This is a genomic window from Rheinheimera sp. (assembly GCF_037442525.1).
Lineage (GTDB): Bacteria > Pseudomonadota > Gammaproteobacteria > Enterobacterales > Alteromonadaceae > Pararheinheimera.
Window position 1 is genome coordinate 440,166 of record NZ_JBBIQD010000001.1, and the last position, 25,472, is coordinate 465,637.

The following is a 25,472-nucleotide window of genomic DNA, read 5'->3' on the forward strand; positions in this document are numbered from 1 at the left end:
GAATTTGAATTGCTTAACTAATGGCCGACTTCACTCCCCGTATTCAGCAAGCTTATTTTCGCAACGGCCCTGAACATCGCTCCGGTGCGGACGTCAGCTTCCTCGATATTGTAAAACTGTTTGGTTTCCAGTCTGTGAAAGTGGGTCGTTGGGTCAGTGCCAGCGAACAGCAGCTGGCAGCCAACCTGTTTTTTGATGCTTTGTGTGATTTGATGCAGTTACTGCAAGTTCCGCCTGACGTTATTTCGCTAAAACAAAGCCTGAGCCTTCAGTTCGGCATTGGCGGGCAACCCGGCAGCTGTGCATTTTATCAGCCGCAGGGCCGTATACTGGCGCTGGCTAAAAACGCCGGCGGTGGCAGCCTGGCGCACGAATGGTTTCACGCCTTTGACCATTATATTGCCCGTCATTTGTTTCAGCATTCTGTGGCCGAACTGGCATTTTCCAGCACGCTGTGGCTTGGCGATAGCCCGATCCGCCCCCACCCGCTGAACCAGGCTTTGAATGCAGGCTTCAAGGCTCTCTTTCTGTCACCAGATGGCCAAAGCCCAAGCGGCTATGTGCAACGCTGCGCCCGCTTTGACCGTCAGCATGGCATTTATTATTACGCCAAACCCGAAGAGCTGGCGGCCAGGGCCTTTGAACACCTGCTGCAGCGACAACCTCAGAAAAACAGTTTTCTGGTCAGTGGCACCATAAAAAGTGAAACGGCCAAAGCCGGGCTTTATCCGGATAGCACATTAACTGAACAACTCAGTCATTACTGGCTGGGCTATTTCCGCCTGTTAGGCCAAAGCCTGGAAAACACCCGCTGACTGAGCCCTGCTGTTATGGCATAAATTTTGTACAACTTCAGTGATTCACCCCGCGCTGACAATTTTTTGACCAGCGCCATGGACTGGAGAACTTGTATGCAAAATGGCACAAGCTGGCAATTCGACCAACTGACCCAGATGCATCAGCGCATTACGGCGCTGCAGCAACTGGCCGGCCAGCCGGATCTGGTGGTGTTGTATCAGGGCCGCGCCTGGCACCACCGCGACTTTCTTGAGTTGTCGCTGCGGTTTGCGCTGCTGGCAAAAAGCCTGGGGCATGATGTGCGCTTATATGAAGAGTGGTTTGCCCAGGAAGCAGCATGGTTTTGCCACTATGGCTTGGATTGGCGCAGGGCCTGACTGCAGACTTCTGGTGAGGCTATTTACAGCCAGGCCCTTTCCCGATAGTTCTCAAACCCTATGATTCGATTTCTCAAACCCTGTGTCCCGCTACAGGATTAAAAACAAAAACCCCAGACTTGCGTCTGGGGTCTGAGACTAAGGGATTGCCAGCCCCTTCCCTGGGGCTGGCCCTGCGGGCCGCGCTTAGGCGCGTCCCCATTCGCTCCTGGCGAATGGGTCGAACTGTAATAAGACATAGGGAATGAGAAATGCGGGAATAAGTGGGAAATCCAGGGAATAAGTGGGAAAGCCAGTAAATATAGGGGTTTGAAGCAGGTGAGGTCTCAAAACGTTTAAAAAGTAAAAACCTTATAGTTTGAGAAAAGATCCGACTTACCTGATCCGACTTAAATTTTCAGCCACATTACAATGAAAATGCTCGTCTGCCGCTGTCACTACAATTAAATACCCTTTAAAGCCTATTTAAATAAGGGGCCCAGGTGATGCGGGTAAATAGGCGGCGCTATATATAAAGGGGAAAAACAAGGAAAGGGGCATTTTGGAAGGGATTTCAGCAGATCCGACTTAAGCCTTCAATGATCCGACTTAAACACATCAGATCCGACTTATCCCCCCCAGCTTCGTCATGACAGCAACTACCCGCCCTACAACCTTAAGTTTATCCAGGTCGCTATGAGCAACAGTGAAAGGTATTGATTCTGCACCACCGCTTAAAGTGACGGCACCATTCACCGACTCTATTGCTCTGGTAACTTGCTGCCCCATAAGGTTCAGGACAAAGATACCACCTTTCAAAACATTTGAATCAGATGCGTCAACAGCCAGCAAGCTACCAGGAAGAATCAATGGAGCCATTTCAGTGCCAGTCTGTTCAATTACAGAAAAAGAATCACTGGTGCCACCCAACCAAGCCAGAGGGACTGACCAAACTCCATCTTTCATCTGCATTCTGGCATGAGGCGTCACATTGGGGGTTCTGGTTACATGAACTTCGGCGGCATTGAACTCTGTAACCGCGTCAGGAAACTTGCCTGCTGACAGGCGTTTCGCAATCAAGTCTAAAAACGAATGCCCCGTCTCTTTTGACAAAATTGCCAGATAGTCAATGTCTGGCAGCCGACCTTCCTTTTCGTACCCCTTAATTGTGTTTACGTGATAGCCGGAAACGTTGGCCATTTCAGGCCTGCTTAACCGCTTATCACGCAACTCCATTATGAAGTTGCCAAATTCATTTGCGTCCATACGCCTCTTTAAGACAAATATTTGTCTTTTTAAATCAAAAACATGCGCAAAAAGAGACAATTATTTGTCTCAATCATCTTGATAAGACATTTTTTTGTCTTTAAATTGTATTCATGATGACATTTTAAAGGACAAAAAAATGGCCGAATCTAAGGATTGGCACACAGCCGAAATTGTTTCTCAATTGAAGATAAAAACTGGCAAATCTTTGCGCCAGCTATCTGCAGAAAACAACTTAGCTGAAACAACGCTAAGCCAGGCTTTACAACGTCCATACCCAAGAGCTGAAAAAATCATTGCTGAAGCTATTGGGGTCCAACCTCAAATAATTTGGCCTTCACGCTACAACAGCGATGGATCATCGTCTCGTCGTAAGGGCAAGCGAAGCATAACAAAAAACTGTCCTGCTGACACAAGTAAAAAATCTGCGGGTGGTGAAAATGACTAATAGTTTCAGCGCCTCACAAATTGCTGATGCTTTAAATGTCAGCAGTCGAACAGTACGGATCCGAGCCAACAAAGAGCTATGGCCCTGTGATTTAGTGACAGGTCGTGGTGGGCAAATCTCCATGTATTACCTGGTCGACTTACCCTCAGACGTAGCTGCAGCGGTAAAGACCCACTACAAAATCAATGATGTTTCAGCTCCTGCAATCAAGGGCCAGGCAGCTGCCAAATTGATCAAGTCATCAACTGAGCTTGATCAACAAATCAATCTCGATAAGAAGCAATCAGCTTTAAAAGCGTTTGCTGGATTGACCAACAAGCAAAAGGAACGTGCAGAGGCTATTTACAGCATCCTGCAGGCTGCAAACCAATATGCAAATGCCGGGGCCAAAGTCGCTGCCTGGAATAAGTTTGTATCAGATTACAACAGCAGATCAGTTACTGGCGTTGAGTCATCTGTTTATACCATCAAACCCAAAATTGCCTTTAGCACATTAACCAGATGGGAGTCCGCTTACAAGAAAGGCGGCCTTCTGGAACTGGCTGGCAAATATGTGAACACCAAAGGCGATGGTGTAATTGAAGAAACGCCAGAACTCAAAAGTTTTTGCCTGGCCATGCTGTTTGAATACCCGCATGTCAAAGGGCAAGCACTGCATGAGGCTTTGGAATCACAGTTCGCCGGTGAATTCCACATCCCAACTGCACAAACCTGCACTCGCTGGCTGGCTCGGTGGAAAGCTGAAAACGACGCCCTCTATATGTCGTTGTTTGATCCTAGCGCCTGGCAAAACAAGCGCATGGTGGCCTTTGGTAGTAAATCCGCCGGTATTGAACGTATTAACCAAATGTGGGAATTCGACAGCACCCCTGCGGATGTCATGTTGGCTGATGGCCGCTACAGCATTGTTGGCGTCATAGACGTTGCAACTCGCCGCCCGATGGTGGTGTTAAAGCCAACATCAAACTCTGAAGCCATCGCGTTGCTGATCCGCAAAGCCATCATTGAATGGGGGCTACCTGAAACCGCTGTCACAGATAATGGTTCTGACTATACCGGTGTGCACATATCTACAGTATGGGACGCATTAGGGATCAAACACGTCAAAACAGCTCCCTACTCTGGCTGGGAAAAGCCGTTTATCGAACGTTTTTTTCGAACCTTTGCACATGGCATTGCAGAGCTGTGCCAGGGGTACATTGGCCATAACGTGCAAGACCGCCAGCGCATCAATGCACGCCTGACCTTTGCCGAGCGTTTACTTGAAAAACGCAAAAAGGGCGAAGAACGCATGGCACTCAATGTGGAGCTTACCGCAGAGCAGTTTGAGACCTTCATCAATCAATGGATCGACCATAAATACAACCACGATAGGCACAGCGCCCTAGGGTGCAGCCCATTTGAAAAGTTTACCGCTCTGCGCCAACAGATCCGCACCATTGCAGACCCTCGGGTGCTAGACGTCTTGTTGGCGCCAGTTCCTGGCCAAAAAGGCTTTCGCACGGTTACCAAAGGTGACGGCATTCAAGTGGAACGAGGCAGTTATGTTCACCCAGTATTGGGGGCATACGTAGGCGAGCGAGTTTTCTGCCGCTGGAACCCAAACGATATAGGCAAAATTTATGTTTTCCATGCGTTAACAGCTGAGTTTCTTTGTGAAGCCATCGACCCAGAAACTGCGGACCAAGGGGTTGACCTCAAAGCCATTGCGCAAGAAGCCAAACGCATGCAGCGCGAGCAGTTAGCCGAGCAACGCCGCACATTCAAGTTGTCTGCAAAAAAATACAACGTCAAAGGGATTGCCCAACAAATTTTAGAACACAAGGCTGGCCTAGTTGGCAACCTGACAGCTTTTCCAAAACCAACATCCAGCGCCACTAGCGTCACCATCGAGGCAACCACGCAGGCACTACAGCAGGCTGACAAAAAGCCAGCCTATACACCTGAACAACTCAGCGAGTTTGAGCGCAGACGCGCACAGCTGGAAGTCTTGGAAAACTCAGCCAAGCCCATTTTCGAAACCGACGCCCATAAAGCGCGTTACCTCACCGAATTGAGCCAGAAAACCGAACTGCCAGCGGTTGAAAAAGCCTGGCTTCACCAGTTTCGCCGTAACAACAGGGCTGCCGCAGCCATGTTGGATGAAATGTTTGAACCAATAGAAAAGAAGGGAGAATCCTTATGAAATCTGCAGTAGCAAAAACGAAAAACGTGATCGCAGCATTTGACGCCTATCAGTCAATTGTTGAAGCAAGTCAATCTGGCACACCAGCGATGGCAATGTTCACAGGCACCGCTGGGCTTGGCAAAACAACAGCTGGTTCATGGCTGTTTGCTAAGGCGGATGGTTTGCTAGTTCGCTGCCTTAAAGCAGACACCTTGGGGACATTCCTAAGCCGATTAGCTATGGAGTTAAGTGGTGACAGCGCAGGCATCAGTCGAGCAGCACGTCTGGATTTCATCGTTCGTGAATTAGCTGGTAGTCAAAAGCCGCTATTCATTGACGAGTGCGATTACATTGCCGATAAGACGGAAATTTTAGAAACCATCCGCGACATTTACGACCTGACCGGCGTTCCTGTAATCCTGATCGGTTACAGCGTCTTGCCATCAAAAGTGAAGCGATTAGGCCAACTCTATAGCCGAATTTCTCAGCACGTTGAATTTAAGCCAGCCGACTTTGACGATTTGTCGCTGATGGCTAAAGAACTCGTGACAGACACCTTTATTAAGCCCTGCCTACTTCAAGACTTGCTGAACGCCGCTCAAGGAAACTTCCGTCGCCTGCACACAGGCTTAGATGCCATTGAGAAGTTCGCTCGCACAAACACGCTGCGAGAGATCGAAGCCCATCAATGGGGCGATAAACCGTTTTTCCCACAGGTTTAAGAGGTCTAGTAATGCAGCACTCACTCAGCCAGCGCGCCTGGGAGTGGATTAAACAACAGCCAGAGTTCACATCGAAACAACTGGCCGCGCACATGGAAGTAAGTTTGCGCTCAGCACAAATGGTCATTGCTTACCTTCAAGAGAAAAAAGCAATTCAAACTCTGCATAGCTCGCTTAACCCAGTGATTTATGCAGCTGTAGACGGTGCCTGCCCGGTTTTTCCGGGCAAGGCCAGATTTCATCCGAGGCTAAAGTCAGCCAGACAAACTATGTGGCAGGCCATGCGGTTTTTGCACCGTTTTACTGTTTGCGAGGTTGAAGCAACAGCAGAAACCAGCAGGGCCAATGTGATGAAGTTTCTGAGCGATCTCACCAAAGCCGGGTACGTGAAAATTATCACACCACAGAGACGCAAAGCCTCTATGCAACAAAGACGAGGCCACAAAGTGCAATACCTTTTGGTTAAAAACACAGGCCGCCTTTATCCCATAGTCAGACCGGGCGAAGTTTATGACCAAAACCTGAAAACAACCACCCCAATCAAAACAGGAGGTTTGGATGCTGTGGCTTGAAATCTTGCGGGCCAAGGTTGAACACCAAGGACGGCGTTACGTATGCGAAAAGCTAGGGATAAGCTCGACCACGTTAAGTCAGGTGTTAAACGAGAAATACCCAGGGAATCTGGACAACATCAGGACCAAAGTAACGGCGGCATTTGGTATCACCTTAGCGCAGACCGTTGTTTGCCCAGTGTTAGGTGAAATTGGCACGGAGCGTTGCCGCACAGAACAACAAAAGCCGTTTACAGCCACTAATCCTACGAGGGTAAAGCTGTGGCAAAACTGCCGCGCCTGCCCTAACAACTGCCAGGGGAAATGACATGCAAAGCAGCTGTATAAAAAAAGGGCTTATTCGCACCTTGAGCGCTGTTCAATCGCTGGAATCATTGGGGGCACAAGTATGCAGTGTGGCCCTTGGGAACTTTCATCCCGTAATAGGGCTGGCATCAGCTCCTAAAGACATTCCTGAGCTTGAACCCATCACCATCAAAACCCAGGGGCATATCGCAGCTCCTATTCAAGCCATTTTTTACAAAGGCTGCCTGCTGACCTGGGCGGCGCAACCGACTATTTCTCCAGAGGTGCCATATGAGCAATGAAATCCAAATCCCACAGGGCTACAGAAAAGACGCTAAAGGTAATTTGGTGCCAGAAAAAGCCATTAAGCCAATCGACCTGGCGCGTGACCAACTTGTTGGCGAACTGGTCAGCAAAGCGAAGGAATTGCACCAGTTATTGGTTGGCTATAAACGCCAGGCGTTTGAAGACATCGCTGCATTTATCGACTTATCGGCTGAGGAATACAACGTCAAATCAGGCGGCAAAAAAGGCAACGTCACCCTCTACACCTTCGATGGCCAGTTCAAAATTCAGCGCGCCATACAGGACAGCATCAGCTTCGATGAGCGCCTGCTGGCCGCAAAAGCGCTCATTGACGAGTGTTTGAAAAGCTGGACCGAAGGCTCACGGCCAGAGCTGCAGGCCTTAATCAACAATGCCTTTAAGGTGGACCAGCAAGGGAAAATCAGCACCTCCGGTGTCTTAGCCCTGCGCCGCCTGGATATTAAAGACGAGCGCTGGCTGAAAGCCATGCAAGCCATCAGCGACGCTATCCAGGTCGTCAGCAGCAAAGCCTATATCCGCATTTATGAGCGGATTGGCGAAACCGACCAGTACCGACCAATCAGCCTGGACATCGCGGGGGTGCCGGTATGAGCCAGCGCCCTGACGATGAACTGATCCAACAAGAAATCGCCGTGGAAATGAGCCTGATAGAGCAATACGGCACCAACCAACCAGACAAAACCTATGAAGAAGGCGTGGTCGATGCGCTGTTCTGGGTGCTTGGCGGCCCTCGGCCACAAAGCAACATTGAGGCCTGAAATGCAAGACGCTCAATACGAAAACGAACGACTACAGCAGGTGGCTGAAGAGTCTCCACTGCTGAAAGACCTGGTGCAGAGCGCTCTGGATGAAATGGCGGAGTTTGGCGATACCCACACTGCCATTTGGCTGGGTTCCTTTATGGAAAAAATGCCACGCACCCAGGTGCAACTGGTTATCACACAGCTCGATGATCTGTTTATTGATGAGGACTGACCCATGGCTAGGTTAACGAAAGCGCAGATAGACGGCATCCGATTGGTGGCCGACGTAATAGTGATTGAGCAGTTGCTATCAGATGTTTACCAGCGTCAGTTGACGCCCAAGCAACTGACCGCCCTTCGCAATCACCTTGAGAAAAACGTGCCAAAGCCATTTGCCGCCAAAGCGGAACTGGCAAAGCAAATCAACCTGGTGCGTGCAGAGTGGCTTAAACAGCTGAAGGAAGATAACGAAAACTGAGCAATAAGCGAAACACCCTGCGGGGTGTCTACCAGGCGTGGTGGCCTGGTACTGATGAGCAGCCAAGAGGTAACCAATGACACAACAGCATAAACAGGTTCAGCCAGGCAGGAAGCAGTTGATTACGCTGATCCACGTTGCGAAAAGTCAGCTGCACATGGACGACGACAGCTACAGAGCACACCTGAAATTTTACGGTCAGGGCAAAGTGAGCTCAGCCCAAATGACACTGGGCGAACTGCAGGCCGTATACGAAGCATTTAAACCGCTGGGGTTTAAACCCAGTTTAAAACAGCCTTCAAACGGCATTAAACGTTACAGCCCCAGCACAGAACAAGGCCCACAAGACCAGCGCTCAGCTATCCGTGCGGTCTGGGTCTTTATGTTTACCCAGGGCTTTATTGAAGACGGCTCTGAAACCGCTTTAAACGCCTGGGTGCAACGCATGAGCGCCCCCATGAATGACGGCCAGGGCATTGCCGAAGTGCAGTGGCTACAAAATGTGGTGGCCGACAAACTGCTGAACAGCCTGAAGCTCTGGTGTCGGCGCTGCATGTTCCAGGCTCTGCGAAGCAGTGGCTACGACATACACCCGCAGGCCAGTTATACGCAGGTGCGGAGCAGCTACGGCAAACACATGGAGCACAACGCATGAAGTTAAGCCGCTGCCCTATTTGCCACAGCCATATCAGTCTGGACCAACTGGTGCAGGACGATGCGGGCCGCCAGTTGCTGGGCCTGATGAGCAAGCTGAGTTATCACGTCAGCACCTCATTGGTGAGTTACCTGGCATTGTTTCGTCCGGCCAAGCGTGATTTAGACAACGGCCGCGCCTACACGCTGGCCTGTGAAGCCCTGGAGCTGACGAGCAACCACCCTATTCTGGCCGAAGCCCTGCGCGAAACCGTGGATGGCATCGCTAAAAAACGCCAGGCCGGTGAAAACAAACCAATGGCCAACCACAACTACCTGAAACGGGTGCTGGAAGCCAAGCTGGGGCAACAACAGCAAAAACCAACCCAGGAAACGGTGGAGCTAAAACAAAGCCCTACTCTGTCGGATGCAGACAATAACCGGCTGTGGCGCGAGCAAATGGGGCGTTACGGCATGAAGGATTTTAAGGCGGTGCCTAATGAGTGAAATGCAATTAGATGCCTTTGCGGATAGCGAAGATTTGCAGCAGGTGCTGCAGGAACTGGACAAAGTGCCTGCCGACCAACGCGCCGAAGTGATGCGCAAGGTGCCTGCGTTGCTGCAAAGCCTGGTGGAGATTTTTGGCGCCTGCTTAAAAAGCCAGGGCCTGAAAGAGCCCCAGCCGGTGGCTGAGAAACTGGTCATTACTCTGGCGGAAGCCTATGGCGGCATTTACACCTACCTGCCCCGTAATGAAAAACTCAAAGCCGAACTGCGCAACATTCGCATGTACCGTGAGTTTAACGGCCGCAACGTGGACGAACTGGCACAGCGTTACGACATCACCACTGTGCAGGTGTACGCCATCCTGCGCGAGCAAACGCTGGCCGAAAAAGCCCGCCGTCAGATGAAGTTATTTTAAGGACACCTCATGTTTGATTTTTTAGTAACACAAAGCCTGCGCCAGACTGACTTTGATGAGCGCACCGAGTTTTTAATCCCTGGTTTTTTACCAAAGCGGATGATTACCCTGATTTTTGCGGATGGCGGTATGGGCAAAAGCTGGCTGGCCTTTGCGGTGGCCAAGCGCTGCCTGGACTTTGGCGAAGTGATTTACCTAGATTTTGATAACCCGCTAAATGTCTTAAAAGAGCGCGGCGTTTCCGAAACCCTTATCCCGCTGCCAGGGGTGTATTACGTGCAGCGCGGTAAAAGCCGGATGTCCGCTCAGGAAATGCTAAGTGCAATGGACGAGAAAGCCAGCGGCAACGCCTACGCCAACAAGCTGGTGATTGTAGACAGCCTACGCAACTTCGGTGATGTGATGAATGACGCCAAGGCTATGCAGTTAATGAATCAGCTGATGAACCTGCGCGAAGCGGGGGCCACAGTGCTGATTTTGGCCCATGCCAATAAAGACGGCCGCAACTACCAGGGCAGCAATAACATTCGCAACTCCGTCGACAACATGTACCGGCTAACCCGTGCCGATGCGCCAAAGGACGAAATTAGCTTTGTATTAACGCCCGTCAAAGAGCGTACAACCATTTTGGAATGCGCCTTCTCCGTCGCCTGCAGAGACTTAAGCCTGAACCATATCAACCTTGAAACCGCCAAGCTCAATGCCGACGAGCTGGACTTTGTCACCCGCGCTAAAGCTAGCATTGAGGCCCAGCCAGGCATCAATAAAAAAGAGCTGCTTCAGCAGTTAGGTTTTGAGCAAGACGATAAAACCGCCCGCAACCGGCTGGACGAATTTGAAGGGGTGCACTGGGCATCGACCAAAAAAAGTGGCGTCTATACCTACCAGCTCGCCTAAGCCACCACAGCTACCAGCGTTACAAGCCTTTTGTAGCGCACCAGTTGTAAGACTTGTATAGATTGCACGAAAGCCCCACTTGGGGCTTTTCTTGTTTTAGGAAAAAAATTAGGCTTACCGCTCAATACCCACAAAAGGACATTGTTATGAAAAAAACACTAGTTATTGCGTTGGCCGCCTTGGCCTGGTCCGTTGGAGCCTCTGAATTCATTCATCCGATGGATTTCAAAAACAGTGAAGCCGAAAAAAACCAGGTAATCGCCTACATCAAACAGCAGGTTCGTAAAGACTACTGCGAAGGTGAGCTGGATATGTGCGACAACGTCACACTCAGAATGATGGAAGCGGAAAACCTGAGCGCATTTAAAAAGGCTACTCAAGCCAAGGACCGAGATATCATGGACAAAGTGATCAGTGATTACTGCGAAGGCGATCTGGATATGTGCAATTACTCAACCATTTATATGATGTATCAGGAAAACGTGAAAGCAGGCAGCCAATCACTGGAATGGTAATTTAGTGAAATGCTTGAATAAAGCTCACTACTAAAGCGTCGCTAATCTGCGGTTGCCCGCAGTCAACCCAGGTTAGCGCAATGTCTGAACCGCTTAAACTTCTTTTTAAAACCCACTCTTCTCGCCACGACTCCTACCAGCGTTATAAGGCCCTTACCTCAGCCGGTTTTAGCACTTGTAACGTTGGAAGCAAATGAGTTGCACCAGTGAGTCAGATCCGGCTAGGATTATGGGGACATGCGTTCAAGGAGGGCATCATGATTAAAACAGCTATTGCGGTATTTATAGGAGTATTTGCCGGCGGGGCATCACTTTTAATGAGTTACCATGCTTATGTTAATTATCAAGTTAGAAGCGCCATTAACGAAGCTGAAGAGAATACTGCAAGGTCAGAAGCAGAGATGGCGGCTTCCAAGAGATTATTCGCTATTGAACGAGCTGCCACTGCATGTGCACATCAGCTTCGGGCGCATCATCGAGCAGACCTGATAAATCTTACCCCAGTGAGCCGCACTGAAAGCTTTTCAGCTTTCAACTATCAAGTAAAAAAACAGGATTATCATGGTCGTTGCACTTTTGATGAAAGAACAAATACAGTGAACGACATCCATACTGAAAAAATTTAGCAAAACACTTTAATCCGTCCCTCTAAGGACTACTCGCTAATCTGCAGTTAACCCCTGTTAACCCGGATTAGCGAAATGTCTGAACCGCTTAAACTTCTTTTAAAAACCCATTCATTTAGCCACGGCACCTTTGGTGAGCTGTTTAACGCCACCAATGGCGAGCGTATTTGCGTCACCGTGGAATGCCCCTGGCTGAATAACCAGCCCGGTAAAAGTTGCACTCCGGCCGGTGATTACGTTGTTGAAGCACACGTCAGCCCGAAGTTTGGTCAGTGCCTGATTATCAGCGCGCCGAGCCTGGGGGTCACCAAAGAAGGCCCATCCCTGCGCACCCACTGCCTGTTTCATGCCGCCAACCTGGCCAGCCAACTGCAGGGCTGTATTGCCCCTGGGGAGCGCTTTGGCGTGGTGAACGACGACTGGGCCGTGCTGAACTCACAAAAGATGCTGCAAAAGCTGCTGGTCCTGGTCGGCAACGATAAAGTGCCACTGCGCATTGAGCGTAACTGAGGCTGCCGCTATGGGACGTAACTGGCAGTGGAGTTTTGAGCAAGGCCGTGCCAAGCGCCTTGCCGCAGAAAAAGCCGCCTTTGAAAGCGGACAACCGGCCCCTGCTTCTGCCCCGCTACACAGCCATGACGGCACCATGCAAAGCCAATTCGTCAAAGGCTGGAACAGCGTCACGCCTGCGCAAATCCAGCGCCATCTTCATCCACCCAAACCGCTGGGCCATGTGTTAACCGACAACACCAGGCTGCGGGATCTATTCGGAATGTAACTATGTCTTTAACCCTTGCTGCGGGCATCGCCTCGCTGGCCGTGGATTACGGCCCATCTGTTATACGCAGTATCAGCAGCTTGTTTGGTGGCAGTAAAACCGCCGACAAGGTGGCGGATATTGTCGAAACTGTGGGCAACCTCACGCTAAAGCCGCAGGACAAAGTGGCCGCGGTAGCCGAGCGGATTGCCGCCCTGCCCCCGGCTGAATTTGTGGAGCTGGAGCGGTTAAAGGTGGAGCTGGAAAAAGAGCAGACCCGCCGCCTGGAACTGCAGAACCAGCGCCACCAACAAAACCTTTCTGACCAGCAAGCCAGCCATGCTGAAACCCAAACCACCATCCGGGCCGGTGATGTCGCCACCGATGAATACGTCCGGCGCACCCGCCCGTTGATGGCCCGCCAGTCGTTTTATGCAGGCTCTGTGTACGTGCTGCTGATGGCCGTGATGGAAGCCTTTGGTAAAGGTGTCGGGCCAGACTGGTACATCGCCATGACGGTTTACACCCCGGCGCTGGGTTATCTGGGCCTTCGCACCCTGGATGGATTTGCCCCCTTTGGCAAAGGCAGTAAAGACAAGCCGGGGCGTCGCTAATGGATGTCTTAGACCGCGCCCAGGATTTAGAAGCACTGCAGCGGGACAACGCATTAAAGCAGGCGCTGAACCGTCCCACTGAACCCCAGGATATTGACCAGAACGGCAATCACTTTTGCAACGACTGCGGTGTGCACATCCCCGCAGAGCGTATGGCGATTGTCCCGTCAGCCGTGTGCTGCATTGACTGCCAGGAAATCCGTGAACACAAGAGGAAGCAACTTTGCTCGAAGAGTTGAACTACGCCGGACTGAAGTTTTGGCTCGACCTAGCCCAGGTGGCCTACATGGTTCTGCTTGGCCTGTACGTTTGGCTGAGTAAACCAACCGAGCAGAACAAAGCCGCGACAGAAGCGCTGAAAGAGCGACTGGACGAACTAGAAGCTCGTCAACGCGAGTTAGAGCTTCGGATCCAGTTTATCCCTGATGCCTCTGAGTTCCACGCCCTGGATAAAAAGGTCAGTGAGCTTGGCGGCAAGATGGACAACGTCCATGGACGAATGCGCAGCGTGGACCAAAAGCTCGACCTGCTGATTGAAAACGAACTACGAGGTAAAAACCATGCTGGCTGAATTAATGACGGAACACCAGCGCCTGGCCATCTTGCGCCTGCTGGCGGAAGACTCCGGCTATGACCTGAACGAATCCATTTTACAGGACGGTGTGAACGCCCTGGGCTTGGACATCAGCCGGGATAAGCTGCGCACAGAGCTGGCCTGGCTCAAAGAACAAGGCACAGTGTTACTGGAGCAAGTCGGCTCAGTGAGTGTTGCCCGTCTGACCGAGCGCGGTCTGGACGTGGCCCAAGGCCGTGCCCGCATCCCTGGTATCAAACGCCCAACTCCAAAGTAACCACAGGTGAGCCATGACGGACAAAACTACCCGTGGCCGCCGCAGCAAAATCGACCTTCTGCCTGAAGACATCCGGCGCGAACTCGACGCCAAGCTGCGTGATGGCCGCCTGAGCCAGCAAGACGTTCTGGACTATATCAACGACCTTATTGCGCAAAGCCAGCTACCCGACGAAGACAAGGCTGAACTCAAAATCAGCCGCTCAGGGTTAAACCGCTACGCCACCCACCTGGAAACCATTGGCAAAGATATTCGTGAACTGCGTGAAGTTTCCAACGCCCTGGTAGCCCAGCTTGGCGACAAGCCCACAGGCGATTTAAGCCGGATGATCCTGGAGATAGGCCGCACCCAGCTTTTCAAAGCCATGATGCAGCAGTCCAGCAGCGAAGAAATGGACATCGGCATGATTAAGGACGCCATGCTCGCCGCACAGCGCCTGGAAGCCGCCGCCATGCACAACCACAAGCGCGAAAAAGAAATCCGCCAAACCTTTGCCGCTGAGGCCGCAGAAGCAGCGGAGAAAGTCGCCAAACAGCAAGGGCTGACCGCTGACGGTGTGGCTGCGCTTAAGCGCGAAATCCTGGGGATAGCCTAATGAAATTAAAGCAAACCGCCGCTGCTGCAGTCGCCGCTATTTCTCTGGCCGTCACGCCAGTGGCGCAGGCGGTTGCCGAAACGGTCGACCATCATGTGGCGCAGCTCAGCCAATTCAGTCCCACTGAAGTGCTATTGGGTTACCAAAAGCGCTGGGTCGCCGATGAAAGCCCCCTCAAGATTGCCCAGAAAAGCCGTCGAACCGGCATCACTTGGGCTGAGGCCTGTGATGCGGTGCTCTGCGCCTCCACCCGCCGCCAGGACGGAGGGTGCAACCATTTCTACGTGGGCAGCAACAAAGAAATGGCGCGGGAATTTATTGAAGCAGCGGCTATGTGGGCGCGGGTCTTTGATAAAGCCGGATCAGAAATTCAGGAAGAAGTCTTTGTGGATGGCGGTCAAGATGGCAAAGAGATCCTGACCTTTGTGGTGCACTTTGCCAGTGGTTTTAAAATCCAGGCGCTGAGCTCCAACCCGTCCAACCTGCGGGGTATGCAGGGCAATGTCACCATTGACGAAGCCGCATTCCATGAGCGTCTGGCTGAAGTATTAAAGGCCGCCCTGGCGCTTACCATGTGGGGAAGCAAGGTGCGGCTTATCAGCACCCACAACGGCATCGATAACCTGTTTAATCAGCTGATTACCGATAGCCTGGCCGGTAAAAAGCGTTACTCCATTCATACCATTACCCTGGACGATGCCTGCCGGGACGGCCTCTATCAGCGCATTTGTCAGACCCGCCGCCTGGAGTGGAGCCAGGCCAGGGAAGATGAGTGGAAAGCAGGCCTTTTAAAAGACACCGCCACCGAAGAAGACGCGCTGGAAGAATACTTCTGCGTCCCCAAGGCCGGTGCCGGAATTTATTTAAAGCGCACGCTCATTGAGCGCGCCATGGTCAAAGACCACAGCATTCCGATTGTCCGCTTTACCGCCCCAAAAGACTTTGAGCTGTTAAGCGACGCAAAGCGCACCGAGCTTGTCAGCGAGTGGCTTGAGAACAACGTCAGGTTCCTGCTGGAGCAGCTGCCCACCGACTGCCGCCATGTGTTTGGTGAAGACTTTGCCCGCAAGGGCGATTTGTCCGTCTTTGTACCGCTGAGCATCCGGCCGGATTTAACCAAGCGGGTGCCCTTTGTGGTGGAGCTGTCCAACGCCACCTACGAGGCCCAACGTCAAATTCTGATGTTTATCCTGGAGCGCTTACCCCGCTTCACGGCTTCGGCCTTTGATAGCACCGGCAACGGCGGCTACCTGGCCGAGACGGCCCGGCTGAAATTTGGCACCGATATGGTCGACTGCGTCATGCTCAGCCAAAACTGGTATCGGGAGTGGATGCCCAAGCTGAAAGCCGAGTTTGATGATGGCTTTATCGAACTGCCCCGCCACCAGGACATCCTGGACGACCTTTGCAAAATTCAGATGAAAAACGGCGTGCCACAGATTGAAAAAGGATCCGGCAAAGGCACCGATGGCCAGCAGCGTCATGGCGACTTTGCCGTGGCCCTCGCCATGGCCATTCGCGCCAGTTGGATGGAAGGCGGCGCCATTGAGTTCACCCCCGTCACCGCATTAACCCAGGGCAAAGACAGCCCCTCACAATTTCAAACCTCTCAAGGGTGTTGGTAACCATGCAACAAGACAAAAACGGCACCCTGTTCCGGGTGCGTGAGAAAGAGAAACAAACCGACAACAGCCCCCGTATTGTGCAGCTTCGCCGTGAATTCGCAGAGCACCCCAGCCGGGGCTTAACCCCGCTCAGCCTGGCGGCCATGCTGACCGATGCCGAACAGGGCAATCTTTTAAGCCAGTGCTACCTGGCCGAAGATGTGGAAGAGAAAGACGGCCATATCTTTGCGGAGCTGTTTAAGCGCCGCATGGCACTTTCCAGCGTACCAATGCGGGTCGAACCACCACGCAACCCAAGCGCCCAGGAGAAAAAAGACGCCGCACAGCATCAGGAAATTCTGGAAGACATCCCGGATTTTGAAGACATCCTGTTTAACATGACAGATGGCATTTTAAAGGGCTTTTCCTTTATCGAATACCACTGGGAAAAGCACCAGGGCCTGCGGGTGCCCTGCGGCTTTGAGTTTCGCCCGGCCACCTGGTTTCAGTTAGCCCAGGACAATCAGAACGAACTGGTGCTGCGCAACGGCACCACCCACGGCGAAAAGCTACAGCCATTCGGCTGGGTGCAGCACCGCCATGCCGCCAAGAGTGGCTACATTGCCCGCGCAGGCTTAATCCGCCAGCTCGCCTGGCCCTTTATCTTTAAGAACTACTCAGTGCGAGATTTGGCCGAGTTCCTGGAGATTTACGGCATCCCCATTCGGATTGGTAAGTACCCGGCTGGGGCCAATGACGATGAGAAAAACCGCCTGCTGCAGGCGGTCTGGAGTGTTGGTCACAACAGCGCAGGCATCATGCCCAAGGGCATGGATATGGAATTTTTCGAAGCGGCCAAAGGCGGCGGCGAGCCATTCCTGTCGATGATGTCCTGGTGTGAACGCATCCAGTCCAAAGTGATTTTGGGCCAAACCTTAACGGCTCAGGTGGACAGCACCGGCAGCCAGGCGCTGGGCAACGTGCACAATGAAGTTCGCCTGGATATTCGCAACCACGATTTACGGCAGCTGGCCAGCACCTTAAGCCGCGATCTGCTCTGGCCAATGCATATGCTCAACGGCAAGTCCTACACCGGCGACGCCAGGCGGATGCCGCGCATTGTGTTTGACACGGAAGAAGCCGAAGACATTAAGCTTTACAGCGAAGCCCTGCCGCCTCTGGTGCAGGCCGGTTTTAAAATCCCCGTCGCCTGGGCGCAGAAAAAACTGGCCATCCCTCAACCAGAAAACAACGAGCCGGTGCTTGGTCAACCGCCGGAAGCAAAGCCAACTAAACCGGCTGATAGCACCGCCGCCCTGCGCCTGGCGATTGCGAGCCTCAAAGCAGAACTGCCCACCCAAGACGGTGCCGATGCGTTTAGCCAGCAACTGCGCGCCAAAGCGGCACCGGCCATGAACAAGTTGCTGCAACCCATTGAGCAGTTGGTCCAGAACGCCACCAGCTTGCAGGAGCTGTTGCAGCAACTGCTGGAAATGGAAGGCAAACTGGATGAGTCGGAACTAGCGGAAGTGATGCAGCTGGCGTTAAGCGCTGCAGAGCTGGCAGGACGCTTTGACGTGGCAGGCGGCAACTGATGAGCACGGCGCAGTATGGCGGGCTCAGCTTTAAAGAGGCGATCGCGTTCTTTCGGGCCAAACTCAATGTGCCCAGTGAGCGCTGGACCGACATTTGGAAAGAGCAGCACAACGTCGCGTTTATGGTGGCCGGAGCCACCAAGACCGAACTGCTGGCCGATTTACGCCAGGCGGTGGACGCCGCCATCGCACAAGGCAAAAGTTTAAACTGGTTTAAAAGCGAGTTTAAAAACATCGTTAAAAAGAATGGCTGGGACCATACCGGCGATGCCGCCTGGCGGGCGCGGGTGATTTACGACACCAACATGCGCCAGGCGTACAACGCCGGACGCTGGCAGCAACTGCAGCAGTTTGAGTTCTGGCGCTACGTGCACGGCGACAGTCGCTACCCCCGCCCCGCACACCAGGCGAAACACAACCTGGTACTGCCCAAAACCGCTGCATTCTGGCAGGTGTGGTTTCCGCAAAACGGCTGGGGCTGTAAGTGTAAGGTGGTCGGCGAAACCGCGCAGAGTGTGAAGCGCAAAGGCTACAGCGTCAGTCCTGAACCAGGCATCGCAATGCGCGAATGGGTAGACCGCAAGACAGGCGAAGTGCACCAGGTGCCCAAAGGTATCGACCCCGGCTTTGATTACGCGCCAGGGCATATCAAGCCTGCCGACGCCGTCAAAGCGCAAATCGACAGCAAGCCCGCACTCGCTGAGCGACTGCAGCCACGCCTGGTGCCAACTGCCTTTAGCACCGTGCCAGGGGTGAACGTGCACCGGCTCAATGACAAGTTGCAAGAACTGGCCGACACCTCAGCTGGGCCGCAGGTGCAGCAGCTAAGCGCATTTATAGAAAAACACAGTATTAAAACGCTGTTTTTAAAGCAGGCGGAAATGAACCCTAAAGCCATTGCGCCGCTTAAAATTGCCGCTGATGTGGCCAGTTACATCGGACGGATCCCTGGCATCCCCCAGCTGCAGGCGTACACCATCAACCAGTATTTAATCGCCGATGGCTTTACTGCATCCGTGTTTAACCATGTGGTGATCAAAGCCGGGGCGGACCAACTACTCAGTAACGTGGTAATGAACGAAGTGCGTCGCGCCGTGGATTTGGCCATTGCTCTTAAGCAATCCGGCAAGCCCGGCTTTACGCTGTCCGACTTGATTAAGCGCCATGTGACGCATGGCCAGGACGGAGCGCTCTTCACCAACTGGCTGCATGAGCTTGGCCACCTGGTGCACTTTAAAGCCGGAACGCCGATGCACAAAAGTGCAGAATGGCTGACCACCTACGCCACCCAAAACTTTAAGGAGTGGCACGCTGAACACTTTGTGATGTGGCTGCTAAATCGCAAATCACTGGCACAGTGGAACCCGGAAATTGCAGTATACTTCGACCAACTTATGGAAAAGGGGCTGAACTGATGTCCATAGAAGAAGCACTGGCGCAGCTGCAAAGCGGCGCCTACCCAGCACAGGATGCAACGCCACTGAGCGACCAGGCCTTTGCTGTGCTGAAGTCAGAACAACCGTTTCCTGACAAGCTGAACGCTGTTCGCCAGCTGGCAGCACTAGCCCAAAAAGCCGGAGGTGAAGACGCCGCACGTTTTGGCTGGGTGTTTGAGTGCATGATGGCTGACGCCACTGCAGAGCAAATCAGTCTGATGCACCAGGATGCCGACTAATGGCCGGGGTCAGTATTGCAGCGCAGCTGTCGGGCCTGGATGCAGTGGTCGACACCCTGAATAAACTCATCGCGAACAGCCAGAACTTATACCCCGCCCATGCCCAGATGGGTGAATACCTCCTGGAGTCGCACCAGTCCCGCTTTCAGTTGGAATTAAGCCCGGATGGTGAGCCTTGGGAACCACTGGCCCCCGAAACCCTGGCACGTAAAGAAGGCGAAGACCGCATCCTGCAGCAAAGCGGCACCCTGCGCGATACGCTGAGCTATGAAGCCACACCTGACGAGCTGCTGTTTGGTTCGAACCTCGAATACGCCGCCACCCACCAGTTCGGCCGGGAAGAAGCAGGTATTGTCGCTCGGCCATTTATCGGCCTTACCTCGTCCCCCTGGGACGATACCGACGAAATCCTGGCAATATTACGCGACCATCTGGCTGAAAGCTAAAACGCGCTGTAACGCGCTCTAAGCGATTTAGGGCCGTTGAGTGCGGTCAGTATATGCAAAAGGTGGGGTTGTGCGCTTAAAATGGAATTTAAACAGTGTTTAAACGCAGAGTGGAGTTGTAAAAGGAATGCGCGATAAGAAATTTGATATTTTATTTTCACTGGTTCTACTTCTTCTCTTAATAATCCTTCTTACAGCAATTATTCAATCGTTGGCGACCATTTTCGGAAATTCCAAAAATTGGAAAGTGGTAATGGATTTGGGGCAACTTGCAGGGAGTCTGGCCACAGCAGTTACACTAGTGTTTGTGGTACGACATAGACGCCAAGACAAAACAGAAGCCCGAATAGACAAGCTCTATATCGCTCTTCAAGCGATGTTTGACGAAATCACCAGTGATATTAAAAACTTAGAAATGTTTAATACACCGATAAACTTCATGAACAAATCCGAGCATTTCAAAAAAGATCTCAGCACATATTCAAAACTAAAATATGGGGATACTAACTTCTTAAACCCTATGGTTTATCGAGAAGAGCTCAGATTGATAAACTACTTTGCAACAATTGCAACTTTGATTAAAAATTTGTCCGCATACGACTTTGTCGGCCATGAAAAGGCTCTTTATACCAAGGCAAAGGAATCAGACTATTTGATTCCTGATATGGGATGCTTCACTCCTTCAGAAAAATGGGTTGAATACGTCCACGTAATATTTAAAGATTTGCAGTCATACACTAACGAACGCTCAGGCGTCGACCTCACAAAAAATTTCCAAATAATAACTTCATTGTTAGGTGCAATATATTATTTTGACCCTTTGGCGACACGTTTCAGATTAAATTTTGAGACACCAGTGAATGACGATCGCTCGATAGAGGTCCTATGCATGAATTTAAGCAAAATAGGCCACGAATTCATATCCGCAGCAATATTTTGCTACTACCACTCCGAATTCAGAAGTATGAATAATTAGCAAAACACTTTAATCCACAAGCCTACCCCCCAAACCCCAAAATCAGCCCAGTGAGTTTTTAACCCTGGGCTTTTATGTTTTCCAAATCCGCTTTCTCCATCGCTGTGTTGTCTGCCGCCACCGCTACTGTCGGCTGTGCAGTGCTGACGGCTGAACTGCAGCCTGGTGATGACTGGGCGCAGCTGCTGCCAGATGGCCAGTTCAGCGCCTGGGATGGTCGCCCACATGATGTGCCAAGCGGCAAATGGCTGATGAATGCAGCCGTCGCTGCCAATGTCATTGCACTGTTTAACCAACGCAAAAACGACATCGTCATTGACTACGAGCACCAAACCCTGGTGGCGGCAGAAAAAGGCATTCAGGCCCCTGCTGCAGGCTGGTTTAACGAAATGGAGTACCGCCCTGGCCAAGGGCTTTACATCAAGCCGAACTGGACCCCAAAAGCCCAAGCCTTTATTGCCAACAACGAATACCGCTACCTCTCTGCGGTATTTCCTTACGACAAAACCACCGGTGAAGTGCAGGCCATTTATATGGCGGCGCTTACCAACAACCCCGGCGCTGACGGCATGGAGGCGCTGGCCTCTTTGGCGGCCCGGTTCGCCCCATCGACCATTAACCCCCAAGAGGATCAACCCATGCACAAAACGCTCATTGCGTTGCTGGCCAAACTTGGCGTGACCGTGCAGGCAGATGCAAATCTGACTGACGAGCAAGCCCAGGCGGCACTGACAGCATTGACCACGCTGGAAACCAATCAGGCGGCCTTAAGCGCCAAGCTGGAACTCGCTGAAGCCGCAGGCCCAGGCAATATCGACCTGTCGCAGTACGTGCCGATTGCCCAGTACAACGCCGCCCTGCAGCAAGTCGCATCACTGACCGCCACCACGGCCAGCCTGACCGTGGAGCAGGTGATCGAGAACGCTGAAAAGGAAGGCAAGCTGGTTCTGGCCAGTGAACGCGACTACCTGGTGAGCCTGGGCAAACAGAACATGGCGGCATTGACCGCCCAACTGCAGGCCCGCCCCTCAGTCGCAGCATTAACAGCGCAGCAGTCCAGTCAGGTCAAGCGCCCGGACGCGGACGACAAACAAGGTGTGGCGGCGCTGACCGCTGATCAGAAAGCAATTGCAGATCAGATTGGTGTTTCTCACGCCGATTTGGCCAAAGAGTTAGGAGTAAAAGCGTAATGGCAATGGTCACATCCGCCGTCTTAAACGCAATGCGTGCCGCGTTTAATGCAAAGTTTGAAGAAGGAAAAACGAGCGCGCAGTCCCAGTACATGGCGGTTGCTACCGTCGTACCAAGCACCACCAAATCCAATACCTACGGTTGGTTAGGCCAATGGCCAGGCTTTCGGGAATGGATTGGTGACCGGGTCATTAACTCGATGAAGGAACACGGCTACGCGCTGGAAAACAAAGATTTTGAAAGCTCTGTAGGCGTTGACCGTAACGACATCGAAGACGATAACCTGGGCGTTTACAACCCCATGTTTACGGAAATGGGCCGCGCGTCCGACGTATTCCCGGATGAGTTGATTTTCCCGTTGCTCAAAGCAGGTTTCACAACAACCTGTTACGACGGCCAGTATTTCTTTGATACAGACCACCCGGTGAACGAAAAAGTGGATGGTTCAGGTGCAGACACGTCGGTGTCTAACGCGATTATCGACGGTGCCTATACGGGCGAACCCTGGTTCCTGCTGGACGTTAGCCGAGCATTAAAACCACTGATTTACCAGGAGCGCAAAAAACCCCAGTTTGTCGCCATGGACAACCCAAATGATGAGCAGGTCTTCACCAAAAAGCTGTTCCGTTATGGTGTCGACCTGCGCGCCAACGCTGGGTATGGCTTCTGGCAAATGGCCGTTGGGGTCAAGGCGGAGCTGAGTTACGACAACATCTGGCAAGCCATCGAAATGATGGGTGACTTTAAAGCCGACGGTGGTCGTTCATTAGGGCTCGGTAAGAGCAAACTGCTGCTGGTCGTCCCGAACAGCAAACAGAAGCTGGCTAATCAAATCAAATCTCGCGATCTGATTGATGATGGTGGTGTCAGTGTCAGCAACGACCTGAAAGACAAGTTCGACGTTCTGGTCGCAGACTTCCTGTAACCCTTAACACGCCCCGGCGTGTGCCGGGGCAGGAGCACTCAATGTCTCAACAAATCATTCTGGTGACCGCTTTGGCGGCCAGCTTTCGCCGAGCTGGAATTGGCTTTACCGACAAGGGCACCGCACTGCTGCGCGAACAGCTTACTGATGAGCAATACAACCAAATCATTGCTGAAAAACGCCTGTCCTCACGTGAAGTTACTGCGGACCAGATACCTGAAGGCGCGGACACCCGCGCCATTCAACAGGCATCGGCCCAGTTACAAAGCGCAGCAGGCACAGGCGATGCGGAAACTTTCCACACCCCGCTGAGCTTTGAAGAGGCCGTGGCCACGTTGGATCCGTCCAACAAAGACCACTTCACCGGCCAGGGTAAACCGCAACTGGATGCGTTGAGTAAACGGATGGGTAAGCCTGTCAGCGGTGCTGAGCGCGATGCGTTGTGGGATGCCTACAAAGCGAGCGGAGCCCAGTAAATGCCCTACTGCAGCCTGCCAGAACTGCGCACCCGCTTTGGGGCCGATGAAGTGAACCAGCTGATTGACCCAGACGGCAGTGGCCCGCAAGACGCCATTGCTGACGCTGAGCTCACCTCAGCCAGTGCCACCATCGACAGCTATCTGGCTGGCCGCTATGCCCTGCCGCTTTCTGTGGTGCCCCTGAAACTGGTGGAAGTCTGCGCCAACCTCACCCGCTATGCCCTGCACCGCAATGCCGTGCCTGAGCTGGTGAAGGAGCGCTACCAGGACGCCATCAAGTGGCTGCGCGATGTCGCGGACGGCAAAGCCAGCCTTGGGATCAGCAGCAGCGCAGAAACTCCGGCCACAGACAGCGCCATCGAAATCCGAAGCGGTGGCAATGTCTGGCACCGCGACGCAAGCAAAGGCTTTATCTGATGCTGCAGGCCATAGAACAGCTGTTAAAGGCGCACCTGGTGGACGGCACACCGGCGTTCCCAGTCGTGGAAGGCGCTCTGAGTGTGGCGCTTGCGATGAAAGACGGCCTGAACCGGCCGCGTGAAGTCTACGTGGTGCCTCTTGCCACCGACTACCAGACCGCCACGCAAGACCTGGGGCCGTTGCTGCAGGTGGGCCGTGCCGGTTTTGGCATCGCCGTTGGGCTTAAAGCCGTGGACGACCCCCAGGGTAAAAAGAGCAGCAAGCGACTGGATGAGGTGAAAACCGATTTGCTCGCCGCGCTGCTTGGCAAATGCCCTACCCAGGACGCCGAACCGATTGAGCTGGTCCGCATTGCGCCAATTGGCGTGAAGGATAACGCCGTCTGGCTGTTATTCAGTTTTAAAACAACGGTACGCGAGTACCAGGGAGCACTGTGATGAACACCACCCAACACCAGGCGGGCCGCCATTACAAGGTGGACGGCAAGCTGGTCACTGAAGCCGAGTACCTGGCGTACAAAGCCAAACTGGCCGCAAAGCCACAAAAGGCCAAAGACGCCATTAAAGAGACGGAGTAACCCATGTCGTTACAAGCCAACGAAGAGTTTATTTTATTTCAGCTGAACACCGGCACCTATGGGAGTGACCAGGCGCTGACGGCCGTGCACGCCATTCCGGCGGCAGAGCTGAACTACTCACCAGAAAAGCAAACCGAAAAAACCAACGAGCAAAAAGGCTTTATGGGCAACTCGGCCAGCAAAGTGGTGGGCGGTTATCAGCGCCTGACCTTTAAGGTCTACCTGCGTGGCCCGGCCGACGGCCAGCCTGACACACCAACCGGTTATGGCAATCTGCTGCGCGCTGCGGGCCATAGCGAAACCATCACCCCGACAGAAATCACCTATGGCCCGGTCAGCGAGCCGCTGGAACACGGCACCCTGTATTACTACGTGGGTGGCGCCAGCGGTGTCCTGCACAAACTGACCGGCGTTCGCCTGTCGGCCAAGCTGGTGATTAAGGTCGGAGCCCTCGCCTATTGGGAATTCACGGCCATGGGCCTGGACAACACCCCTGTCCCTGCCGGTGCTCTGCCTGCTGTCGATTGGTCGGGTTTAACCGTTCCCATGCACACCGCCGCCAATAACGTCGAAGCCATGACGCTGTTTGGCGCGGCCGTGGGCATGGCCACGCTGACCATCACCCCAGGCAACAACCTGGACCACATGCACGTCACCAACCAGGAAGAAATTGTGGTGACCGAGCGCATGGGCTCGGTGGATGTGTCGGTGGTGGAGCCCTCGCCTGCCGTCATTAACTACTGGGATAAAGCCCAAAAAGGCGACCAAGGCCCGCTGGTGTTCCAGCAAGGCAAAACAGGCTCAGTCGGCCAGATTTTTGTGGTGGACATTCCGAACCTGCAACTGGCCACCGTGCCGACCCGTCGGACCGACAAGGGCCGCCTGTACCTGGACTTAAAGCTGGACATCGTGCCGCTGACCAAAAACAGCGATTACACCTTTGTGACCAAGTAACCCGGACTCACCTGGCAAGGACGCCATTCGTTAAACCCATTTTTAAACCCTGTTTAAA

General features: G+C 52.8%; 39 protein-coding genes and 1 other RNA gene. 39 read left to right on the top strand and 1 reads right to left on the bottom strand.

What is annotated here, in order from left to right:
• Positions 1–20: 20 nt before the first annotated feature.
• Together WKJ03_RS01970 and WKJ03_RS01975 are read left to right on the top strand one after the other, a co-directional pair.
• Positions 21–815 carry a CLCA_X family protein gene (locus WKJ03_RS01970; RefSeq protein WP_337840476.1) on the top strand — a complete coding sequence of 265 codons (795 nt, stop codon included), beginning with the start codon at positions 21–23 and terminating at the stop codon, positions 813–815.
• Between the two features lie 96 nt (positions 816–911).
• The gene (locus WKJ03_RS01975; protein ID WP_337840477.1) at positions 912–1,175 is read left to right on the top strand and encodes a hypothetical protein; all 264 of its coding nucleotides are present in this window, start codon (positions 912–914) and stop codon (positions 1,173–1,175) included.
• 597 nt (positions 1,176–1,772) lie between these two features.
• On the opposite strand, the gene WKJ03_RS01980 is transcribed toward WKJ03_RS01975, so the two are convergent.
• Positions 1,773–2,480: a helix-turn-helix transcriptional regulator gene (locus tag WKJ03_RS01980; RefSeq protein ID WP_337840478.1), complete on the bottom strand. Its 708-nt coding sequence runs from the start codon at positions 2,478–2,480 to the stop codon at positions 1,773–1,775.
• Positions 2,481–2,559: 79 nt separating this feature from the next.
• Here WKJ03_RS01980 and WKJ03_RS01985 point away from each other — a divergent pair, with 79 nt between their 5' ends.
• The 37 genes from WKJ03_RS01985 (at position 2,560) to WKJ03_RS02165 (ending at position 25,414) form a co-directional block, all read left to right on the top strand.
• Complete coding sequence (locus WKJ03_RS01985) at positions 2,560–2,868, top strand: helix-turn-helix domain-containing protein (protein ID WP_337840479.1); 309 nt, start codon at positions 2,560–2,562, stop codon at positions 2,866–2,868.
• A complete protein-coding gene (locus tag WKJ03_RS01990) occupies positions 2,861–5,053 on the top strand; it encodes a Mu transposase C-terminal domain-containing protein (protein ID WP_337840480.1) in 2,193 nt (730 codons plus the stop codon). Before WKJ03_RS01985 ends, WKJ03_RS01990 begins: the two co-directional genes overlap by 8 nt.
• Positions 5,050–5,757 carry an ATP-binding protein gene (locus WKJ03_RS01995; protein ID WP_337840481.1) on the top strand — a complete coding sequence of 236 codons (708 nt, stop codon included), beginning with the start codon at positions 5,050–5,052 and terminating at the stop codon, positions 5,755–5,757. Before WKJ03_RS01990 ends, WKJ03_RS01995 begins: the two co-directional genes overlap by 4 nt.
• An 11-nt stretch (positions 5,758–5,768) precedes the next feature.
• A complete protein-coding gene (locus WKJ03_RS02000; RefSeq protein ID WP_337840482.1) occupies positions 5,769–6,329 on the top strand; it encodes a hypothetical protein in 561 nt (186 codons plus the stop codon).
• Positions 6,316–6,636, top strand: a complete 321-nt coding sequence (locus WKJ03_RS02005) for a helix-turn-helix transcriptional regulator (protein WP_337840483.1) — start codon at positions 6,316–6,318, stop codon at positions 6,634–6,636. Before WKJ03_RS02000 ends, WKJ03_RS02005 begins: the two co-directional genes overlap by 14 nt.
• 1 nt (position 6,637) lies before the next feature.
• Entirely contained in the window at positions 6,638–6,916 is a 279-nt protein-coding gene (locus tag WKJ03_RS02010) for a hypothetical protein (protein WP_337840484.1), read from the top strand.
• Positions 6,906–7,532, top strand: a complete 627-nt coding sequence (locus WKJ03_RS02015; protein WP_337840485.1) for a DUF3164 family protein — start codon at positions 6,906–6,908, stop codon at positions 7,530–7,532. The genes WKJ03_RS02010 and WKJ03_RS02015 overlap by 11 nt, the downstream gene beginning before the upstream one ends.
• A complete protein-coding gene (locus WKJ03_RS02020; RefSeq protein WP_337840486.1) occupies positions 7,529–7,699 on the top strand; it encodes a hypothetical protein in 171 nt (56 codons plus the stop codon). Before WKJ03_RS02015 ends, WKJ03_RS02020 begins: the two co-directional genes overlap by 4 nt.
• 1 nt (position 7,700) lies before the next feature.
• Positions 7,701–7,916: a hypothetical protein gene (locus tag WKJ03_RS02025; RefSeq protein ID WP_337840487.1), complete on the top strand. Its 216-nt coding sequence runs from the start codon at positions 7,701–7,703 to the stop codon at positions 7,914–7,916.
• Positions 7,917–7,919: 3 nt separating this feature from the next.
• Positions 7,920–8,162: a hypothetical protein gene (locus WKJ03_RS02030; RefSeq protein WP_337840488.1), complete on the top strand. Its 243-nt coding sequence runs from the start codon at positions 7,920–7,922 to the stop codon at positions 8,160–8,162.
• 5 nt (positions 8,163–8,167) lie between these two features.
• Positions 8,168–8,230: hammerhead ribozyme type II (locus WKJ03_RS02035), an RNA gene on the top strand.
• Positions 8,231–8,238: 8 nt separating this feature from the next.
• Positions 8,239–8,817, top strand: coding sequence for a regulatory protein GemA (locus tag WKJ03_RS02040; protein ID WP_337840489.1), 579 nt, complete (start codon positions 8,239–8,241; stop codon positions 8,815–8,817).
• The gene (locus WKJ03_RS02045) at positions 8,814–9,302 is read left to right on the top strand and encodes a hypothetical protein (protein WP_337840490.1); all 489 of its coding nucleotides are present in this window, start codon (positions 8,814–8,816) and stop codon (positions 9,300–9,302) included. The genes WKJ03_RS02040 and WKJ03_RS02045 overlap by 4 nt, the downstream gene beginning before the upstream one ends.
• On the top strand, positions 9,295–9,717 hold the full coding sequence (locus WKJ03_RS02050; protein WP_337840491.1) for a Mor transcription activator family protein: 423 nt from the start codon (positions 9,295–9,297) through the stop codon (positions 9,715–9,717). The genes WKJ03_RS02045 and WKJ03_RS02050 overlap by 8 nt, the downstream gene beginning before the upstream one ends.
• A gap of 9 nt (positions 9,718–9,726) precedes the next feature.
• Complete coding sequence (locus WKJ03_RS02055) at positions 9,727–10,614, top strand: AAA family ATPase (protein WP_337840492.1); 888 nt, start codon at positions 9,727–9,729, stop codon at positions 10,612–10,614.
• 146 nt (positions 10,615–10,760) lie between these two features.
• Positions 10,761–11,129, top strand: a complete 369-nt coding sequence (locus WKJ03_RS02060) for a hypothetical protein (protein WP_337840493.1) — start codon at positions 10,761–10,763, stop codon at positions 11,127–11,129.
• Between the two features lie 257 nt (positions 11,130–11,386).
• The gene (locus tag WKJ03_RS02065) at positions 11,387–11,755 is read left to right on the top strand and encodes a hypothetical protein (protein ID WP_337840494.1); all 369 of its coding nucleotides are present in this window, start codon (positions 11,387–11,389) and stop codon (positions 11,753–11,755) included.
• 75 nt (positions 11,756–11,830) lie between these two features.
• Positions 11,831–12,265: a DUF5675 family protein gene (locus WKJ03_RS02070; RefSeq protein WP_337840495.1), complete on the top strand. Its 435-nt coding sequence runs from the start codon at positions 11,831–11,833 to the stop codon at positions 12,263–12,265.
• A 10-nt stretch (positions 12,266–12,275) separates the two neighbouring features.
• Complete coding sequence (locus WKJ03_RS02075; protein ID WP_337840496.1) at positions 12,276–12,533, top strand: hypothetical protein; 258 nt, start codon at positions 12,276–12,278, stop codon at positions 12,531–12,533.
• Positions 12,534–12,535: 2 nt separating this feature from the next.
• On the top strand, positions 12,536–13,126 hold the full coding sequence (locus WKJ03_RS02080; protein ID WP_337840497.1) for a hypothetical protein: 591 nt from the start codon (positions 12,536–12,538) through the stop codon (positions 13,124–13,126).
• Complete coding sequence (locus WKJ03_RS02085; protein WP_337840498.1) at positions 13,126–13,365, top strand: TraR/DksA family transcriptional regulator; 240 nt, start codon at positions 13,126–13,128, stop codon at positions 13,363–13,365. Before WKJ03_RS02080 ends, WKJ03_RS02085 begins: the two co-directional genes overlap by 1 nt.
• Entirely contained in the window at positions 13,350–13,697 is a 348-nt protein-coding gene (locus WKJ03_RS02090) for a DUF2730 family protein (protein ID WP_337840499.1), read from the top strand. The genes WKJ03_RS02085 and WKJ03_RS02090 overlap by 16 nt, the downstream gene beginning before the upstream one ends.
• A complete protein-coding gene (locus tag WKJ03_RS02095; protein ID WP_337840500.1) occupies positions 13,687–13,977 on the top strand; it encodes a hypothetical protein in 291 nt (96 codons plus the stop codon). The genes WKJ03_RS02090 and WKJ03_RS02095 overlap by 11 nt, the downstream gene beginning before the upstream one ends.
• 13 nt (positions 13,978–13,990) lie before the next feature.
• Positions 13,991–14,572, top strand: a complete 582-nt coding sequence (locus WKJ03_RS02100; RefSeq protein WP_337840501.1) for a DUF3486 family protein — start codon at positions 13,991–13,993, stop codon at positions 14,570–14,572.
• Entirely contained in the window at positions 14,572–16,197 is a 1,626-nt protein-coding gene (locus WKJ03_RS02105; protein ID WP_337840502.1) for a hypothetical protein, read from the top strand. Before WKJ03_RS02100 ends, WKJ03_RS02105 begins: the two co-directional genes overlap by 1 nt.
• 2 nt (positions 16,198–16,199) lie before the next feature.
• Complete coding sequence (locus WKJ03_RS02110) at positions 16,200–17,771, top strand: DUF935 domain-containing protein (protein WP_337840503.1); 1,572 nt, start codon at positions 16,200–16,202, stop codon at positions 17,769–17,771.
• The gene (locus WKJ03_RS02115) at positions 17,771–19,186 is read left to right on the top strand and encodes a phage minor head protein (protein ID WP_337840504.1); all 1,416 of its coding nucleotides are present in this window, start codon (positions 17,771–17,773) and stop codon (positions 19,184–19,186) included. The genes WKJ03_RS02110 and WKJ03_RS02115 overlap by 1 nt, the downstream gene beginning before the upstream one ends.
• Positions 19,186–19,446, top strand: a complete 261-nt coding sequence (locus WKJ03_RS02120; RefSeq protein ID WP_337840505.1) for a hypothetical protein — start codon at positions 19,186–19,188, stop codon at positions 19,444–19,446. The genes WKJ03_RS02115 and WKJ03_RS02120 overlap by 1 nt, the downstream gene beginning before the upstream one ends.
• A complete protein-coding gene (locus WKJ03_RS02125; protein WP_337840506.1) occupies positions 19,446–19,892 on the top strand; it encodes a phage virion morphogenesis protein in 447 nt (148 codons plus the stop codon). Before WKJ03_RS02120 ends, WKJ03_RS02125 begins: the two co-directional genes overlap by 1 nt.
• Before the next feature lie 127 nt (positions 19,893–20,019).
• A complete protein-coding gene (locus WKJ03_RS02130; RefSeq protein WP_337840507.1) occupies positions 20,020–20,868 on the top strand; it encodes a hypothetical protein in 849 nt (282 codons plus the stop codon).
• Positions 20,869–20,942: 74 nt separating this feature from the next.
• On the top strand, positions 20,943–22,058 hold the full coding sequence (locus WKJ03_RS02135; protein ID WP_337840508.1) for a phage protease: 1,116 nt from the start codon (positions 20,943–20,945) through the stop codon (positions 22,056–22,058).
• Positions 22,058–22,984 carry a Mu-like prophage major head subunit gpT family protein gene (locus WKJ03_RS02140; protein WP_337840509.1) on the top strand — a complete coding sequence of 309 codons (927 nt, stop codon included), beginning with the start codon at positions 22,058–22,060 and terminating at the stop codon, positions 22,982–22,984. Before WKJ03_RS02135 ends, WKJ03_RS02140 begins: the two co-directional genes overlap by 1 nt.
• Positions 22,985–23,025: 41 nt before the next feature.
• Complete coding sequence (locus WKJ03_RS02145) at positions 23,026–23,460, top strand: hypothetical protein (protein ID WP_337840510.1); 435 nt, start codon at positions 23,026–23,028, stop codon at positions 23,458–23,460.
• Positions 23,461–23,880 (top strand): DUF1320 domain-containing protein, encoded by a 420-nt coding sequence (locus WKJ03_RS02150; RefSeq protein ID WP_337840511.1) that lies wholly within the window; start codon positions 23,461–23,463, stop codon positions 23,878–23,880.
• Positions 23,880–24,320, top strand: a complete 441-nt coding sequence (locus WKJ03_RS02155) for a hypothetical protein (RefSeq protein WP_337840512.1) — start codon at positions 23,880–23,882, stop codon at positions 24,318–24,320. Before WKJ03_RS02150 ends, WKJ03_RS02155 begins: the two co-directional genes overlap by 1 nt.
• Positions 24,320–24,460, top strand: coding sequence for a hypothetical protein (locus WKJ03_RS02160; protein WP_337840513.1), 141 nt, complete (start codon positions 24,320–24,322; stop codon positions 24,458–24,460). The genes WKJ03_RS02155 and WKJ03_RS02160 overlap by 1 nt, the downstream gene beginning before the upstream one ends.
• A gap of 3 nt (positions 24,461–24,463) precedes the next feature.
• Positions 24,464–25,414, top strand: a complete 951-nt coding sequence (locus WKJ03_RS02165) for a hypothetical protein (RefSeq protein ID WP_337840514.1) — start codon at positions 24,464–24,466, stop codon at positions 25,412–25,414.
• Positions 25,415–25,472: the final 58 nt, after the last annotated feature.

Bases quoted from the DNA above. Each gene is read 5' to 3' on its own strand.
- WKJ03_RS02105 (WP_337840502.1), top strand. From the start codon at position 14,572: ATGAAATTAAAGCAAACCGCCGCTGCTGCAGTCGCCGCTATTTCTCTG.
- WKJ03_RS02100 (WP_337840501.1), top strand. From the start codon at position 13,991: ATGACGGACAAAACTACCCGTGGCCGCCGCAGCAAAATCGACCTTCTG.
- WKJ03_RS02070 (WP_337840495.1), top strand. From the start codon at position 11,831: ATGTCTGAACCGCTTAAACTTCTTTTAAAAACCCATTCATTTAGCCAC.
- WKJ03_RS02135 (WP_337840508.1), top strand. From the start codon at position 20,943: ATGTTTTCCAAATCCGCTTTCTCCATCGCTGTGTTGTCTGCCGCCACC.
- WKJ03_RS02150 (WP_337840511.1), top strand. From the start codon at position 23,461: ATGCCCTACTGCAGCCTGCCAGAACTGCGCACCCGCTTTGGGGCCGAT.
- WKJ03_RS02120 (WP_337840505.1), top strand. From the start codon at position 19,186: ATGTCCATAGAAGAAGCACTGGCGCAGCTGCAAAGCGGCGCCTACCCA.
- WKJ03_RS02010 (WP_337840484.1), top strand. From the start codon at position 6,638: ATGCAAAGCAGCTGTATAAAAAAAGGGCTTATTCGCACCTTGAGCGCT.
- WKJ03_RS02065 (WP_337840494.1), top strand. From the start codon at position 11,387: ATGATTAAAACAGCTATTGCGGTATTTATAGGAGTATTTGCCGGCGGG.
- WKJ03_RS02020 (WP_337840486.1), top strand. From the start codon at position 7,529: ATGAGCCAGCGCCCTGACGATGAACTGATCCAACAAGAAATCGCCGTG.
- WKJ03_RS02025 (WP_337840487.1), top strand. From the start codon at position 7,701: ATGCAAGACGCTCAATACGAAAACGAACGACTACAGCAGGTGGCTGAA.
- WKJ03_RS02155 (WP_337840512.1), top strand. From the start codon at position 23,880: ATGCTGCAGGCCATAGAACAGCTGTTAAAGGCGCACCTGGTGGACGGC.
- WKJ03_RS02000 (WP_337840482.1), top strand. From the start codon at position 5,769: ATGCAGCACTCACTCAGCCAGCGCGCCTGGGAGTGGATTAAACAACAG.
- WKJ03_RS02080 (WP_337840497.1), top strand. From the start codon at position 12,536: ATGTCTTTAACCCTTGCTGCGGGCATCGCCTCGCTGGCCGTGGATTAC.
- WKJ03_RS02085 (WP_337840498.1), top strand. From the start codon at position 13,126: ATGGATGTCTTAGACCGCGCCCAGGATTTAGAAGCACTGCAGCGGGAC.
- WKJ03_RS02140 (WP_337840509.1), top strand. From the start codon at position 22,058: ATGGCAATGGTCACATCCGCCGTCTTAAACGCAATGCGTGCCGCGTTT.
- WKJ03_RS02145 (WP_337840510.1), top strand. From the start codon at position 23,026: ATGTCTCAACAAATCATTCTGGTGACCGCTTTGGCGGCCAGCTTTCGC.
- WKJ03_RS01995 (WP_337840481.1), top strand. From the start codon at position 5,050: ATGAAATCTGCAGTAGCAAAAACGAAAAACGTGATCGCAGCATTTGAC.
- WKJ03_RS01990 (WP_337840480.1), top strand. From the start codon at position 2,861: ATGACTAATAGTTTCAGCGCCTCACAAATTGCTGATGCTTTAAATGTC.
- WKJ03_RS02005 (WP_337840483.1), top strand. From the start codon at position 6,316: ATGCTGTGGCTTGAAATCTTGCGGGCCAAGGTTGAACACCAAGGACGG.
- WKJ03_RS02055 (WP_337840492.1), top strand. From the start codon at position 9,727: ATGTTTGATTTTTTAGTAACACAAAGCCTGCGCCAGACTGACTTTGAT.
- WKJ03_RS02130 (WP_337840507.1), top strand. From the start codon at position 20,020: ATGCGCGATAAGAAATTTGATATTTTATTTTCACTGGTTCTACTTCTT.
- WKJ03_RS02040 (WP_337840489.1), top strand. From the start codon at position 8,239: ATGACACAACAGCATAAACAGGTTCAGCCAGGCAGGAAGCAGTTGATT.
- WKJ03_RS02125 (WP_337840506.1), top strand. From the start codon at position 19,446: ATGGCCGGGGTCAGTATTGCAGCGCAGCTGTCGGGCCTGGATGCAGTG.
- WKJ03_RS02115 (WP_337840504.1), top strand. From the start codon at position 17,771: ATGAGCACGGCGCAGTATGGCGGGCTCAGCTTTAAAGAGGCGATCGCG.
- WKJ03_RS01985 (WP_337840479.1), top strand. From the start codon at position 2,560: ATGGCCGAATCTAAGGATTGGCACACAGCCGAAATTGTTTCTCAATTG.
- WKJ03_RS02095 (WP_337840500.1), top strand. From the start codon at position 13,687: ATGCTGGCTGAATTAATGACGGAACACCAGCGCCTGGCCATCTTGCGC.
- WKJ03_RS01970 (WP_337840476.1), top strand. From the start codon at position 21: ATGGCCGACTTCACTCCCCGTATTCAGCAAGCTTATTTTCGCAACGGC.
- WKJ03_RS02160 (WP_337840513.1), top strand. From the start codon at position 24,320: ATGAACACCACCCAACACCAGGCGGGCCGCCATTACAAGGTGGACGGC.
- WKJ03_RS02045 (WP_337840490.1), top strand. From the start codon at position 8,814: ATGAAGTTAAGCCGCTGCCCTATTTGCCACAGCCATATCAGTCTGGAC.
- WKJ03_RS02110 (WP_337840503.1), top strand. From the start codon at position 16,200: ATGCAACAAGACAAAAACGGCACCCTGTTCCGGGTGCGTGAGAAAGAG.
- WKJ03_RS02030 (WP_337840488.1), top strand. From the start codon at position 7,920: ATGGCTAGGTTAACGAAAGCGCAGATAGACGGCATCCGATTGGTGGCC.
- WKJ03_RS02075 (WP_337840496.1), top strand. From the start codon at position 12,276: ATGGGACGTAACTGGCAGTGGAGTTTTGAGCAAGGCCGTGCCAAGCGC.
- WKJ03_RS02060 (WP_337840493.1), top strand. From the start codon at position 10,761: ATGAAAAAAACACTAGTTATTGCGTTGGCCGCCTTGGCCTGGTCCGTT.
- WKJ03_RS02165 (WP_337840514.1), top strand. From the start codon at position 24,464: ATGTCGTTACAAGCCAACGAAGAGTTTATTTTATTTCAGCTGAACACC.
- WKJ03_RS02015 (WP_337840485.1), top strand. From the start codon at position 6,906: ATGAGCAATGAAATCCAAATCCCACAGGGCTACAGAAAAGACGCTAAA.
- WKJ03_RS01975 (WP_337840477.1), top strand. From the start codon at position 912: ATGCAAAATGGCACAAGCTGGCAATTCGACCAACTGACCCAGATGCAT.
- WKJ03_RS02050 (WP_337840491.1), top strand. From the start codon at position 9,295: ATGAGTGAAATGCAATTAGATGCCTTTGCGGATAGCGAAGATTTGCAG.